Below are 13125 nucleotides of genomic sequence, written 5' to 3' on the forward strand. Positions count from 1 at the left end.
TCTCTCCGTGAATTCGTTAGGCCAGCAGCAGCGCGCCGAGCAGGATGGCGGCGCCACCCACCAGGGAAGCGGCGTACCAGCGCAGGCGGCCGTTCTCGGTGAGGCTGAGGAGGTTGTGTCCGCCGCGCACGCTGAACGGAACGACGCCCAGGGTACGGTCGATGGGGTCGCGCCCCAGCAATTGGCAGAGCAGCAGGTAGGGTTTCACGAACAGCTTGTCGTACAGCCAGTCGAAGCCCCAGGCGTGGTACCACCAGGTACCGAAGAAGCGACCCGGGGCGCTCTTCGCCAGGGCGCTGACGAAGCGGCGCTGGCCGAGGAACAGCAGGCCGGCCAGCAGGATGCCGGCGATGGCGATGGCGCCCGAGGCCAGTTCCAGGCTGTGCTTGGCTTCGCCACCGGCGTGGCCGACGCTTTCCGGCAGGACGCCGGCCAGCGGCGGGGTGATCAGGGCACCGACGAAGGTCGACAGGACGATCAGCACGCTGAGCGGCAGCCAGTGGGAAATCCCGTGGCCGGCGTGGGCTTCGGTCTTCGGCTCGCCGTGGAAGGCGACGAAGATCAGGCGGAAGGTGTAGATCGAGGTCAGGAACGCACCCACCAGGCCGGCGATCAGCAACTCGCGATGGCCGCTGGCGAAGGCCTCCCAGAGGATCTCGTCCTTGGAGTAGAAGCCCGCGGTGAGGAAGGGCAGGGCGGCCAGCGCCGCGCCGCCGACCACGAAGCTGGCGTAGGCCAGCGGCAGCTTCTTCCACAGCCCGCCCATCTTGAAGATGTTCTGCTCGTGGTGGCAGGCGACGATCACCGCGCCCGAGGCGAGGAACAGCAGGGCCTTGAAGAAGGCGTGGGTCATCAGGTGGAAGATCGCCGCGTCCCAGGCGCCGACGCCGAGGGCGAGGAACATGTAGCCGATCTGGCTCATGGTCGAGTAGGCGAGGATGCGCTTGATATCGGTCTGCACCAGGGCGGCGAAGCCGGCCAGGACCAGGGTCACCGCGCCGACGATGCCGACCAGTTCGAGGATGTCCGGGGCCAGGGTGAACAGGCCGTGGCAACGGGCGATCAGGTAGACGCCGGCGGTCACCATGGTGGCGGCGTGGATCAGCGCGGAGACCGGGGTCGGGCCGGCCATGGCGTCGGCCAGCCAGGTCTGCAGCGGCAGCTGGGCGGACTTGCCGACCGCGCCGCCGAGCAGGGCCAGGGTCGCCAGGGTCAGCCAGAGGTTGCCTTCCGGGAACTTCTGCGGCGCCAGCACCAGCAGCTCCTGGATGTTCAGGGTGCCGAACTGCTGGAACAGGATGAACAGGCCGAAAGCCATGAACACGTCGCCGACGCGGGTGACGATGAATGCCTTGAGCGCCGCGTTACCGTTGTTGCGATTGCTGTAGTAGAAGCCGATCAGCAGGTAGCTGCACAGGCCCACGCCTTCCCAGCCGAAGTAGAGGAACAGCAGGTTGTCGCCCAGCACCAGGAACAGCATGCTGGCAATGAACAGGTTGGTGTAGGCGAAGAAGCGCGAATAGCCGGTTTCGCCACGCATGTACCAGGAGGCGAACAGGTGGATCAGGAAGCCGACGCCGGTAACCACGCCGAGCATGGTTACCGAGAGGCCGTCCAGGTACAGGGTGAAGTTGGTGCTGAAGTCGCCGGCCGCCATCCACTGCCACAGCACCAGGCTGTAGGCGCCGCCTTCCGGCGGACTGCTGTGGAAGCTGAAGATGGCCCAGGCCGCGCTCAGGGCGGAGAGGCCGACCGAGCCGACGCCGACCAGCGCCGAAAGGTTTTCCGACCACCTGCCGCGGGAGAACGACAGCAGCAGGAAGCCGACCAGGGGGAACAGGAAGGTAAGAGGTAGAAGGTTCATCCGCGCATCTCGCTGGCAGCGTCGATATCGAGGGTGTGGAAGCGGCGATACAGTTGCAGCAGGATCGCCAGGCCGATGCTCGCTTCGGCGGCCGCGAGGCTCAGCACCAGGATGAACATCACCTGGCCGTCGGGTTGGCCCCAGCGGCTGCCGGCGACCACGAAGGCGAGGGCGGCGGCGTTCATCATCACTTCCAGGCTCATCAGTACGAACAGGATGTTGCGTCGCACCATCAAGCCGACCAGTCCGAGGGCGAACAGGACGCTGGCGAGGGCCAGGCCGTGTTCCAGTGGTATTGCGTTCATAGCGTTACGTTCCCTTGGGGCGGGCGCAGGGCGCCCGCCGAACCTTTATTGTTTGGCGTCTTGACGACCCAGGTGATAGGCAGCGACCAGGGCCGCGAGCAACAGCATGGAGGCCAGTTCGACCACCAGCAGGTACGGGCCGTAGAGGCTGATGCCGACCGCCTTGGCGTCTACCGTGGTATGGCCGATGCCGGCACCGCTCGGGGTGCGGGCGAGGACCACCAGCAGTTCCACCAGCAGGACCAGGGCCAGGGCCGAAGGCCCGACCCAGATGCCGGGCGTGAGCCACTTGCGCTCCTGCTCGACCACGGCCGGGCCGAGGTTGAGCATCATCACCACGAAGACGAACAGAACCATGATGGCGCCAGCGTAGACGATGATCTCCAGGGCGCCGGCGAAGGGTGCGCCGAGGCTGAAGAAGGTCATCGAGATGGCCAGCAGGGAAATGATCAGGTAGAGCAGGGCATGCACCGGGTTGCTGTTGGTGATGACCCGCAGCGTGGCCAGTACGGCGACGCCGGCAGCGAAATAGAAAGCGAATTCCACGCGACGTCTCCTTATGGCAGCAGGCTTTTCACGTTGATCGGTTCGGCTTCGTTCTGCGCGGCGCCTTTCGGCTTGCCGGCGATCGCCATCCCCGCAACGCGGTAGTAGTTGTAGTCCGGGTTCTTGCCCGGGCCGGAGATCAGCAGGTCGTGCTTCTCGTAGACCAGGTCCTGGCGCTTGAACTCGCCCATCTCGAAGTCCGGGGTGAGCTGGATCGCGGTGGTCGGGCAGGCTTCCTCGCACAGGCCGCAGAAGATGCAGCGCGAGAAGTTGATGCGGAAGAACTCCGGATACCAGCGACCGTCCTCGGTCTCGGCCTTCTGCAGGGAGATGCAGCCAACCGGACAGGCCACGGCGCACAGGTTGCAGGCTACGCAGCGTTCCTCGCCGTCGGGGTCGCGGGTCAGGACGATCCGGCCACGATAGCGCGGCGGCAGGTAGACCGGCTCTTCGGGGTATTGCAGGGTGTCGCGCTTGCGGAAGGCATGGCTGAAGATCATCACCAGGCTGCGAAGCTGGGTGAAGGTGCCATGCACGACGTTGATGATTTCTTTGATCACGGTGGTTCTCCTTACTGGGCCGCGGCCAGCACGAGCGCGCCGGTCACCAGCAGGTTGATCAGGGTCAGCGGCAGGCACACCTTCCAGCTGAACGCCATCACCTGGTCATAGCGCGGACGCGGCAGCGAGGCGCGGATCAGGATGAAGAGCATGATGAAGAAGCCAGTCTTGGCGGCGAAGTAGAAGAACGACAGCCAGGGCAGGGTGTCCAGGAACGGACCGTGCCAGCCGCCGAAGAACAGGGTTGCCAGCAGCGCCGAGACCAGCACGATGCCGATGTACTCGCCGACGAAGAACATGCCCCATTTCATCCCGGCGTACTCGATGTGGTAGCCGTCCGCCAGTTCCTGCTCCGCTTCCGGCTGGTCGAACGGGTGACGGTGGGTCACGGCGACGCCGGCGATGATGAAGGTGCAGAAGCCGAAGAACTGCGGAATGATGAACCAGACGTTGTCGATCTGGTACTGGACGATGTCGCGCATGTTGAACGAGCCGACCTGGGCGACGATGCCCATCAGCGACAGGGCCAGGAACACCTCGTAGGAGATGGTCTGGGCCGAGGCGCGCAGGCTGCCGAGCAGGGCGAACTTGTTGTTGCTCGACCAGCCGGCGAACAGCACGGCGTACACCGTCAGGCCGGCCATGGCGAAGAAGAACAGGATGCCGATGTTCAGGTCCGCCACGCCCCAGGTGGGGGTGATCGGCACGATGGCGAAGGCGACGAGCAGGGCGCCCATCGCGATCACCGGAGCCAGGGTGAAGATCATCTTGTCGGCGAACGGCGGGGTCCAGTCCTCCTTGAAGAACATCTTGACCATGTCCGCGCCGAGCTGGAACGCACCGAACGGACCGACCCGGTTGGGGCCGTAGCGGTCCTGCCAGAGGCCGAGCAGGCGGCGCTCGACCCAGCTGAGCAGGGCGCCGCAGATGACCACGGCGAGCAGCACCACGATGGCCTTGACCACGGTGAGGATGATGGTGACCAGAGCGGGAGTCAGCCAACTCATTGTGCAGCCTCCTGCAGACCTTCCACGGAGCAGCCGGCGATCGCCGCCGGGATGCCGGCGAAGCCGACCGGCAGGCCGATCAGGCCGGCGCCGAGTTGTTCATCGATGCGCAGCGGCAGGCGCAGGGCCTGGCCCTTGAGCTGGAAGCCGAGGGTCGCGCCGTCGTTGACGCCGAGGCGGTCCGCGTCTTCCTTGGACAGGGCGACGTAGGTCTCCGGGATGCGCTGCTGGATCGGCGCGGCCCGCGAGCTGTTTTCCTCGCTACCGAACAGGTGGTACAGCGGCACTACCTTCCAGCTGTCGGCCTTGGCGCTGAACGGCACCGGCACGGCCTGGAACCAGTCGAGGCCTTCGCCCTTCGGTTCGATCAGGCGCACGCCGGGGTCGCCGGCGCGCAGGTGGCCGCCGACCTCGTCCTGGAACTTGTTCCAGGCCTGCGGCGAGTTCCAGCCCGGCGACCAGGCGAACGGGATCTGCTGACGGTCTTCCTGGCTGCCGGAGTAGCCTTCCATGGAGAAGGCGAACGCCGAGTCGATGTCCTGCGGGGTGCGCGGTTCGTGCACGCTGATGTTGGCGCGCATGGCGGTGCGCCCGCTGTAGCGGTGCGGTTCGCGGGCCAGCTTGAGGCCCTTGATGCGGAACGAGGCGGCCGGTGCGGCGTCGCGGATACCGGCCAGGATCGGCTTGGCCTCGGCCACGGCTTCGGTGACGTGGTCCAGCTGGGTCCAGTCGACGCGCTTGCCTTGCAGGGTGCTGTGGATCGCATGCAGCCAGCGCCAGCCCTCGCGGACCATGTTCCTGGCGTCGTAGTAGGTCGGGTCGAACACCTGGAAGAAGCGCTGGGCGCGGCCTTCCTGGCTGACCAGGGTGCCGTCGCCTTCGGCGAAGCTGGCCGCCGGCAGCACCAGGTGCGCCTTGGCGGTGGTGGCGGTCTGCTGGTGATCGGCGACGATCACCACCCTGGCCGCCGCCAGGGCTGCGTCGACACGGGCGGCGTCGGTGCGGCGGTAGAGATCGTTCTCCAGCACCACCACGGCGTCGGCCTGTCCGGAGGTCAGTCGCTCGAGCGCGGCTTCCACGGAGTCGCCGCCGAAGAGCGCCAGGCCGAGGCTGTTGGCTTCGCCGACCACCAGGCTGATGGAACCGTTCTTCTCGCGCTGATTGAGGGCCTTGGCGATGTTCGCCGCGGCTTCGATCAGTGCCTTGTTGCCCAGCGAGTTGCCGGACACCACCAACGGACGCTTGGCCGCCAGCAGGGCATCGGCGATGCGCTGGGCGAAGGCCTGGGCCTGCGGGTCGAGGTCGGCCACGGCTGGAGCGCTCGGGTCGATCGCGTGGGCCACGGCGAAGCCGAGGCGGGCGAGGTCGTCCGGTGCGGCGTGGACGGTTTCCTCGGCCACGTCGTCGAGGCGGGTCGCGCTGACGCTGGCGATGAACAGCGGGTTCTGCGCGTGCTGGGCGATGTTCTTCACCGCGGCGTCGAGCCACGGCTGGACCTTCATGTCGGCGGCCATCTCGACGGCCTTGCCCTTCACCGACTGGCGCAGGGCCAGGGCGATGCGGGCGGCGGTCTGGGTCAGGTCCTCGCCGAGGACGAAGACCGCGTCGTGGTCCTCGATGTCGCGGATGCTCGGCACCGGCAGCGGGCCTTCCTGCATGACCTGCAGGATCAGGCGCAGGCGGTCGAGCTCGCCTTCGTTGATGCCGCTGTAGAAGTTGCCTTCGCCAACCAGCTCGCGCAGGGCGAAGTTGCTTTCCAGGCTGGCGCGCGGCGAACCGATGCCGACCACCTTGCGCTCCTTCAGCAGGGCGGCGGCCTGGTCGAGGGCGCCGTCCAGGCTCAGCTTCTGCTTGCTCAGCACCAGCAGCGGCTGGCGCGGACGGTCTTCGCGGTTGACGTAGCCGTAGCCGAAGCGACCGCGGTCGCAGAGGAAGTAGTGGTTGACCGAGCCGTTGTAGCGGTTCTCGATGCGGCGGATCTCGCCGTAGCGCTCGCCGGGGCTGATGTTGCAGCCGCTGGAGCAGCCGTGGCAGATGCTCGGGGCGAACTGCATGTCCCACTTGCGGTTGTAGCGCTCGGAGTGGGTCTTGTCGGTGAACACGCCGGTGGGGCAGACCTCGGTGAGGTTGCCGGAGAACTCGCTTTCCAGCACGCCGTCCTCGACCCGTCCGAAGTAGACGTTGTCGTGGGCGCCGTAGACGCCGAGGTCGGTGCCGCCGGCGTAGTCCTTGTAGTAGCGCACGCAGCGGTAGCAGGCGATGCAGCGGTTCATCTCGTGGGCGATGAACGGGCCGAGTTCCTGGTTCTGGTGGGTGCGCTTGGTGAAGCGATACCGGCGCTCGTTGTGGCCGGTCATCACCGTCATGTCCTGCAGGTGGCAGTGACCGCCTTCCTCGCACACCGGGCAGTCGTGCGGGTGGTTGGTCATCAGCCATTCGACGACGCTGGCGCGGAACTGCTTGGCCTCTTCGTCTTCGATGGAGATCCAGGTGTTGTCGGTGGCGGGGGTCATGCAGGACATGACGAGGCGACCACGCTTGTCGTTCTCGTCGGTGTACTGCTTCACCGCGCACTGGCGGCAGGCGCCGACGCTACCGAGCGCCGGGTGCCAGCAGAAGTAGGGAATGTCGAGACCGAGGGACAGACAGGCCTGCAGGAGGTTGTCTGCACCATCGACTTCGAGCGTCTTGCCGTCTACGTGGATAGTGGCCATGGTTCAAGTCTTCGTTGGCCCGTTGTCAGCGGGCGTGGCTAATAGAAACTCACGGTTCCGTCGGGCCTGCGGCCGGGCCGCGGCACGACGACGAAACATCGCCGGACGGCTGGCCGTCCGGCTGCAAAGCATCAGGCGCCGACCGTTGCCGGGCGCGGCGCGGCCGAAGGCTGGCGGGAGATGCCCGCCTCGAATTCGGCACGGAAATACTTGAGGGCGCTGCCCAGCGGCTCGACGGCTCCCGGCGCATGGGCGCAGAAGGTCTTGCCTGGGCCGAGGAAGTTGACCAGTTGCTCGAGGGTCTCGAGGTCGCCGGGCTGGCCTTCGCCCCGCTCCAGGGCGCGCAGCAGCTTCACGCTCCACGGCAGGCCGTCGCGGCAGGGGGTGCACCAGCCGCAGGACTCGCGGGCGAAGAACTCTTCCATGTTGCGCAGCAGGGAAACCATGTTGATGCTGTCGTCCACCGCCATGGCCAGGCCGGTGCCCATCCGGGTGCCGACCTTGGCGATGCCGCCGGCGAACATCTGCGCATCCAGGTGCTCCGGGAGCAGGAAGCCGGTACCGGCGCCGCCGGGCTGCCAGGCCTTGAGCTGGAAGCCGTCGCGCATGCCGCCGGCGTAGTCCTCGAACAGCTCGCGGGCGCTGACGCCGAACGGCAGTTCCCACAGGCCGGGGTTCTTCACCTTGCCGGAGAAGCCCATCAGCTTGGTGCCCATGTCTTCGCTGCCGGGGCGGGCCAGGGTCTTGTACCAGTCCACGCCGTTGCCGACGATGGCCGGCACGTTGCACAGCGTCTCCACGTTGTTCACGCAGGTCGGCTTGCCCCAGACGCCGACGGCGGCGGGGAAGGGCGGCTTGGAACGCGGGTTGGCGCGGCGGCCTTCCAGCGAGTTGATCAGCGCGGTCTCTTCGCCGCAGATGTAGCGGCCGGCACCGGTGTGGACGAACAGCTCGAAATCGAAGCCGCTGCCGAGGATGTTCTTGCCGAGCAGGCCGGCGGCCTTGGCTTCGTCGATGGCGCGGTTGAGGTTGCGCGCCGCATCGACGTATTCGCCGCGCAGGAAGATGTAGCCGCGGTAGGCCTTCAACGCACGCGCGGAAATCAGCATGCCTTCCACCAGCAGGTGCGGCAGCTGCTCCATGAGCATGCGGTCCTTCCAGGTGTTCGGCTCCATCTCGTCCGCGTTGCACAGCAGGTAGCGGATGTTCAGCGACTCGTCCTTCGGCATCAGGCCCCACTTCACGCCGGTGGGGAAGCCCGCGCCGCCGCGGCCCTTGAGGCCGGAGTCCTTGACGGTCTGGACGATGTCGTCCTGGGCCATCTGGGTCAGCGCCTTGCGCGCCGCGGCATAGCCGTCCTTGCTCTGATATTCCTCGAGCCAGACGGGCTGGGCGTCTTCGCGCAGGCGCCAGGTCAGCGGATGGGTTTCCGCCGAACGCGTCATGCGGTTGGCCGGACCAATGGAGGTAAGGGTCATACGTAGGCCTCCAGCAGTTTGGCGACACCGTCGGGACGCACGTCGCCATGGGTGTCGTCGTCGATCATCAGCGCCGGGGCCTTGTCGCAGTTGCCCAGGCAGCAGACCGGGAGCAGGGTGAAGCGTCCGTCGGCGGTAGTCTGGCCGAGACCGATGCCGAGTTGCTTCTGGATCTCGCCGACCACCGACTCGTGGCCGCCGATGTAGCAGACCATGCTGTCGCAGACGCGGATGATGTGGCGGCCCACCGGCTGGCGGAATATCTGACTATAGAAGGTGGCGACGCCTTCGACGTCGCTGGCCGGGATTCCCAGCACCTCGCCGATCGCCGGGATGGCGCCGTCCGGCACCCAGCCGCGCTGCTTCTGGACGATCTTCAGGGCTTCGATGGACGCCGCGCGCGGGTCCTCGTAGTGATGCATTTCATGCTCGATGGACGAGCGCTCGGTTTCGCTGAGGACGAAACGGTCGGTCTGAATCAGGTTGCTCTGGCTCATGTCAGCGGTCCACGTCAGCCATAACGAAATCGATGCTACCCAGGTAGGCGATCAGGTCCGCGATCATGCTGCCGTTGATCACCGAGGGGATCTGTTGCAGGTGCGCGAAGCTGGGCGTCCGGATACGCGTGCGGTAGCTCATGGTGCTGCCGTCGCTGGTCAGGTAGTAGCTGTTGATACCCTTGGTCGCCTCGATCATCTGGAAGGCTTCGTTGGCCGGCATGACCGGGCCCCAGGAAACCTGCAGGAAGTGGGTGATCAGGGTTTCGATGTGTTGCAGCGTGCGTTCTTTCGGCGGCGGCGTGGTCAGCGGATGGTCGGCCTTGTACGGGCCTTCCGGCATGTTCTTCAGGCACTGTTCGATGATCCGCAGGCTCTGGCGCATCTCGCCCATCTTGACCATGCAGCGGTCGTAGGCGTCGCCGTTGTGGGCCAGCGGTACCTCGAACTCGAAGTTCTCGTAGCCGGAGTAGGGGCGGGCCTTGCGCAGGTCGAAGTCGCAACCGGTGGCGCGCAGGCCGGCGCCGGTGGTGCCCCACTCGAGGGCTTCCTTGGTGTTGTACTGGGCGACGCCGATGGTCCGGCCGCGCAGGATGCTGTTCTTCAGGGCCGCGGTCTCGTACTCGTCGAGGCGCTTGGGCATCCAGTCGAGGAACTCGCGGACCAGCTTGTCCCAGCCGCGCGGCAGGTCGTGGGCGACGCCGCCGATGCGGTACCAGGCCGGGTGCAGGCGGAAGCCGGTGATGGCCTCGACCACCTTGTAGGCGCGCTGGCGGTCGGTGAAGGTGAAGAACACCGGGGTCATGGCGCCGACGTCCTGGATATAGGTGCCCAGGTACAGCAGGTGGTTCAGGATACGGAAGAACTCCGCCATCATGATCCGGATCACGTCGACCCGCTGCGGCACCTTGATCCCGGCGAGCTTCTCCACCGAGAGTACGTAGGGCAGGTTGTTCATCACCCCGCCGAGGTAGTCGATGCGGTCGGTGTAGGGGATGAAACTGTGCCAGGACTGGCGCTCGGCCATCTTCTCGGCGCCGCGGTGGTGGTAGCCGATCTCCGGGACGCAGTCGATGATCTCCTCGCCGTCCAGTTGCAGGATGATGCGGAACGCGCCGTGGGCGGACGGGTGGTTCGGGCCGAGGTTGAGGAACATGTAGTCCTCGTTCTCGCCGTGGCGCTTCATGCCCCAGTCTTCCGGCTTGAAGCGCAGGGCCTCCTGCTCCAGGTCCTGCTTGGCGGCGGACAGGGAGTAGGGATCGAACTCGGTGGCGCGCGCCGGGTAGTCCTTGCGCAGCGGATGGCCCTGCCAGGTCGGCGGCATCAGCATGCGGGTCAGGTGCGGGTGGCCGGTGAAGGTGATGCCGTACATGTCCCACACTTCGCGCTCGTACCAATTGGCATTGGGCCAGATACGGGTGGCGGTGGGCAGGTTGAGGTCGCGCTCGGACAAGGCGACCTTGATCATCACGTCACTATTACGCTCCAGCGACATCAGGTGGTAGAACACGCTGAAGTCGGCGCTCGGCAGGCCGCGGCGATGGGTGCGCAGCCGCTCGTCGACGCCGTGCAGGTCGTAGAGCATCACATAGGGCTTGGGTACCTGACGGAGGAAGGTCAGGACTTCGATCAGTCTTTCGCGCGGGACCCAGAGCACCGGCATGCCGGTACGGGTGGGCTGGACGGTGAAGGTCTCGGCGCCAAAGCGGGAATTCAGTTCGACGACGATATCCTGGTCGTCTGCCTTGTAAGGCGGGATGTACAGAGCGGAGTCTGCAGTCATGGTCTCGGTCGCTTTCGGTCAACGGTGGGGTGAACGCGGCTGGTCTCGGCCGGCCAGCGGGGCTGGCCGGGAGTTCCGGATCACACTTCGTCGGGGCTGCGCAGGTTGGTCACCTGGATGCGCTGCTCGCGTTTCAGGTCTTTCTGGGCCGGCATTTCGGCGCGGTAGACCCCCTGGTCGCCAACGACCCAGGACAACGGGCGGCGCTCCTGGCCGATGGATTCCTGCAGCAGCATCAGGCCTTGCAGGAACGCCTCCGGACGGGGCGGGCAGCCGGGGATGTAGACGTCCACGGGGAGGAACTTGTCGACCCCCTGGACCACCGAATAGATGTCGTACATGCCGCCGGAATTGGCGCACGAGCCCATGGAGATGACCCACTTGGGTTCGAGCATCTGCTCGTAGAGGCGCTGGATGACCGGGGCCATCTTGATGAAGCAGGTGCCGGCGATGACCATGAAGTCGGCCTGGCGCGGCGACGCCCGGATCACTTCGGCGCCGAAGCGGGCGATATCGTGCGGCGCGGTGAAGGCGGTGGTCATCTCCACGTAGCAGCACGACAGCCCGAAGTTATAGGGCCAGAGCGAGTTCTTGCGACCCCAGTTGACGGTGGAGTTCAGCACATCCTCGAGCTTGCCCATGAAGATGTTCTTGTGAACCTGGCCCTCGACCAGCGGGTCGGCTACGGTTTCTCGTTCGCCTATCGGGTATTGGTCGTTGGCCGCATCGGGATCGATCCGGGTAAGTTTGTATTGCATCGCCAAAGCCTCATTGTTTTAGCTTCGCCTGCCGCTTGCGACGGCTTTCGGGAGCCCAATCGAGCGCACCGATCCGCCAAAGATAGACAAGACCCGCCAACAGAATTGCTATGAAAATGGTTGCCTCGATCAGGCCGGCCCAGCCGCTTTCGCGAACCGACACCGACCAGGCGAAGAGGAAGAGGGCTTCGACGTCGAAGATCACGAAGAGCATCGCGACCAGATAGAATTTTGCCGAGAGACGCAGGCGTGCGCCTCCGGTGGGGACGATCCCGGATTCGAAGGGTTCGTTCTTGCTGCGACCAAATGCCTTGCTGCCAAGCAGGGACGAAACCCCTAGCATGAAGGCGAGAAGGCCAACGACCCCTAGAAGGAAGGCAGCGAATCCCCAGTGATGAGCTGCAAGTTCAGCTGGGTTTGGCATGCTGATACTCCTTCTGTACCGGATATATAAGATCGTGGGTTCTGGGCGCAATGCCCGACTTCTTGTGCAACCCGCTGCGTAGTGAGCTAAGGGTTGTATGTATCTTTCCGATTTTATGCCCAAAGCGCCGGACAAGTAAATTTTTCTAACACAAACAGACGCTTCTCTGCTTTTTCCAGCGCTTTGGTTAATCCCCGAAAGCCTCGTGAATGCTGTCTCTGCGAGAAATGGCGCGGCCTGGCTGGCTTTTGGTCGTATTGCCGCGAAGCGTGGGGGAGGGCTCTTTGCAAGACCTCAAACGATAATGAATATCGTTTGCAATGTCGCATCCGTATAACTTCGCTACATATATTCTTCGCCGCGTTACTATTGTTTACCCTTTTATTGGTAATTACTCGCGATCAATCCGTTATTGCATTAAACCGGGAATATTTTCCGGGCCGGGCGCATGGCGGTTTTTCTTCTTTCCGCACCATGACAACCCGGCTGTGGCGCCGCCTGGGGCTGCGCCCGCGGTTCTTCGTGACGGATGCGAAGGCGCTGGGCAAGGTTTGCGGCGGTTCGCTTCGCAGCGCAGATGTAGTCGCTCTGGAGGTGCGCTACCTAGGGGCTGCGGTAGCGTCCCGGGGTTTCTTGCCGACCCAGGCCCAGACCATCTCGCAGGCGATCGGCTGGTTGCCGTTCTCGTCGCTGACCAGCACCGCCACGCGGACCTCGCCCTTGTCCTGTTGCCGGATCTGCTCGATCTGTCCGGCCTCCAGCGTCGCGATGGCGGTCAGGTCGCCCTGGGCGCGCTTGAGATAGTCGATCTTCATGGTCTTGATCAGCGGCAGCTTGTCGTCCGGTACGTTCATTCCGACCAGGAAGCCGCTGGCCGACTCGGCGAGCAAGGCCATCGCTGCGGCATGGATACCTTTTATGTGGTTCTGCACCGGTCGACGGTTCTTCAGGCTGAGGATGGCGCGCTCCTGCCCCAGTTCATGGATGCGCACCCTCGCCGTGCCGGCGAAGCGCACCTGGGAGCCCAGCAGCAGCGTCAGGCTGCGGCTGCGCAGGCGGCGGGGGAGGAGGTTGATGGCGCCGACGGCGCGGCTGAGGCGATTGCGCTTGGGCATGTTGGCGTCCTTCCATAGAGAGGGAGTCTGCATTCCACCCGCTTTGCCCGGGCTTGCCCACGGCTGTAGCGGCG

Annotated in this window: 11 protein-coding genes and 1 pseudogene; all 12 read right to left on the reverse strand. The window is 65.2% G+C overall.

Annotation, left to right across the window (positions count from 1 at the left end; translation table 11 throughout):
• Nucleotides 1–16: 16 nt before the first annotated feature.
• The 12 genes and pseudogenes from nuoL to VQ067_RS12620 all read right to left on the reverse strand — a co-directional run bounded on the left by nuoL (nucleotide 17) and on the right by VQ067_RS12620 (nucleotide 13089).
• On the reverse strand, nucleotides 17–1864 hold the full coding sequence (nuoL, locus tag VQ067_RS12565) for an NADH-quinone oxidoreductase subunit L (protein WP_009314012.1): 1848 nt from the start codon (nucleotides 1862–1864) through the stop codon (nucleotides 17–19).
• Nucleotides 1861–2169 (reverse strand): NADH-quinone oxidoreductase subunit NuoK, encoded by a 309-nt coding sequence (nuoK, locus tag VQ067_RS12570; protein WP_003090475.1) that lies wholly within the window; start codon nucleotides 2167–2169, stop codon nucleotides 1861–1863. The genes nuoL and nuoK overlap by 4 nt, the downstream gene beginning before the upstream one ends.
• A 45-nt stretch (nucleotides 2170–2214) precedes the next feature.
• The gene (gene nuoJ, locus VQ067_RS12575) at nucleotides 2215–2715 is read right to left on the reverse strand and encodes an NADH-quinone oxidoreductase subunit J (protein WP_003090473.1); all 501 of its coding nucleotides are present in this window, start codon (nucleotides 2713–2715) and stop codon (nucleotides 2215–2217) included.
• Between the two features lie 11 nt (nucleotides 2716–2726).
• Nucleotides 2727–3275 (reverse strand): NADH-quinone oxidoreductase subunit NuoI, encoded by a 549-nt coding sequence (gene nuoI / locus VQ067_RS12580; RefSeq protein WP_019486397.1) that lies wholly within the window; start codon nucleotides 3273–3275, stop codon nucleotides 2727–2729.
• Nucleotides 3276–3286: 11 nt separating this feature from the next.
• Nucleotides 3287–4282 carry an NADH-quinone oxidoreductase subunit NuoH gene (nuoH, locus tag VQ067_RS12585; protein WP_003090465.1) on the reverse strand — a complete coding sequence of 332 codons (996 nt, stop codon included), beginning with the start codon at nucleotides 4280–4282 and terminating at the stop codon, nucleotides 3287–3289.
• On the reverse strand, nucleotides 4279–6996 hold the full coding sequence (nuoG, locus tag VQ067_RS12590) for an NADH-quinone oxidoreductase subunit NuoG (RefSeq protein ID WP_003090464.1): 2718 nt from the start codon (nucleotides 6994–6996) through the stop codon (nucleotides 4279–4281). The genes nuoH and nuoG overlap by 4 nt, the downstream gene beginning before the upstream one ends.
• Before the next feature lie 131 nt (nucleotides 6997–7127).
• On the reverse strand, nucleotides 7128–8474 hold the full coding sequence (gene nuoF / locus VQ067_RS12595; RefSeq protein ID WP_003090462.1) for an NADH-quinone oxidoreductase subunit NuoF: 1347 nt from the start codon (nucleotides 8472–8474) through the stop codon (nucleotides 7128–7130).
• Nucleotides 8471–8971, reverse strand: coding sequence for an NADH-quinone oxidoreductase subunit NuoE (gene nuoE / locus VQ067_RS12600; RefSeq protein ID WP_003090460.1), 501 nt, complete (start codon nucleotides 8969–8971; stop codon nucleotides 8471–8473). The genes nuoF and nuoE overlap by 4 nt, the downstream gene beginning before the upstream one ends.
• A 1-nt stretch (nucleotide 8972) precedes the next feature.
• The gene (gene nuoC, locus VQ067_RS12605; protein ID WP_003090458.1) at nucleotides 8973–10754 is read right to left on the reverse strand and encodes an NADH-quinone oxidoreductase subunit C/D; all 1782 of its coding nucleotides are present in this window, start codon (nucleotides 10752–10754) and stop codon (nucleotides 8973–8975) included.
• Between the two features lie 80 nt (nucleotides 10755–10834).
• Complete coding sequence (locus VQ067_RS12610) at nucleotides 10835–11512, reverse strand: NuoB/complex I 20 kDa subunit family protein (RefSeq protein ID WP_003090455.1); 678 nt, start codon at nucleotides 11510–11512, stop codon at nucleotides 10835–10837.
• A gap of 10 nt (nucleotides 11513–11522) precedes the next feature.
• Entirely contained in the window at nucleotides 11523–11936 is a 414-nt protein-coding gene (locus VQ067_RS12615) for an NADH-quinone oxidoreductase subunit A (RefSeq protein ID WP_003090452.1), read from the reverse strand.
• A gap of 599 nt (nucleotides 11937–12535) precedes the next feature.
• Nucleotides 12536–13089: pseudogene (locus VQ067_RS12620) on the reverse strand (DUF4442 domain-containing protein).
• Nucleotides 13090–13125 lie beyond the last annotated feature (36 nt).

It is taken from the genome of Pseudomonas sp. KBN12P06040, from assembly GCF_037574965.1.
Classification (GTDB): Bacteria; Pseudomonadota; Gammaproteobacteria; order Pseudomonadales; family Pseudomonadaceae; genus Pseudomonas; species Pseudomonas aeruginosa.

What these genes read in the sequence shown, in the direction of transcription:
- nuoH (WP_003090465.1), bottom strand. Translation starts at nt 4,282, where the DNA reads ATGAGTTGGCTGACTCCCGCTCTGGTCACCATCATCCTCACCGTGGTC.
- nuoF (WP_003090462.1), bottom strand. Translation starts at nt 8,474, where the DNA reads ATGACCCTTACCTCCATTGGTCCGGCCAACCGCATGACGCGTTCGGCG.
- nuoK (WP_003090475.1), bottom strand. Translation starts at nt 2,169, where the DNA reads ATGAACGCAATACCACTGGAACACGGCCTGGCCCTCGCCAGCGTCCTG.
- nuoG (WP_003090464.1), bottom strand. Translation starts at nt 6,996, where the DNA reads ATGGCCACTATCCACGTAGACGGCAAGACGCTCGAAGTCGATGGTGCA.
- nuoL (WP_009314012.1), bottom strand. Translation starts at nt 1,864, where the DNA reads ATGAACCTTCTACCTCTTACCTTCCTGTTCCCCCTGGTCGGCTTCCTG.
- VQ067_RS12610 (WP_003090455.1), bottom strand. Translation starts at nt 11,512, where the DNA reads ATGCAATACAAACTTACCCGGATCGATCCCGATGCGGCCAACGACCAA.
- nuoE (WP_003090460.1), bottom strand. Translation starts at nt 8,971, where the DNA reads ATGAGCCAGAGCAACCTGATTCAGACCGACCGTTTCGTCCTCAGCGAA.
- VQ067_RS12615 (WP_003090452.1), bottom strand. Translation starts at nt 11,936, where the DNA reads ATGCCAAACCCAGCTGAACTTGCAGCTCATCACTGGGGATTCGCTGCC.
- nuoC (WP_003090458.1), bottom strand. Translation starts at nt 10,754, where the DNA reads ATGACTGCAGACTCCGCTCTGTACATCCCGCCTTACAAGGCAGACGAC.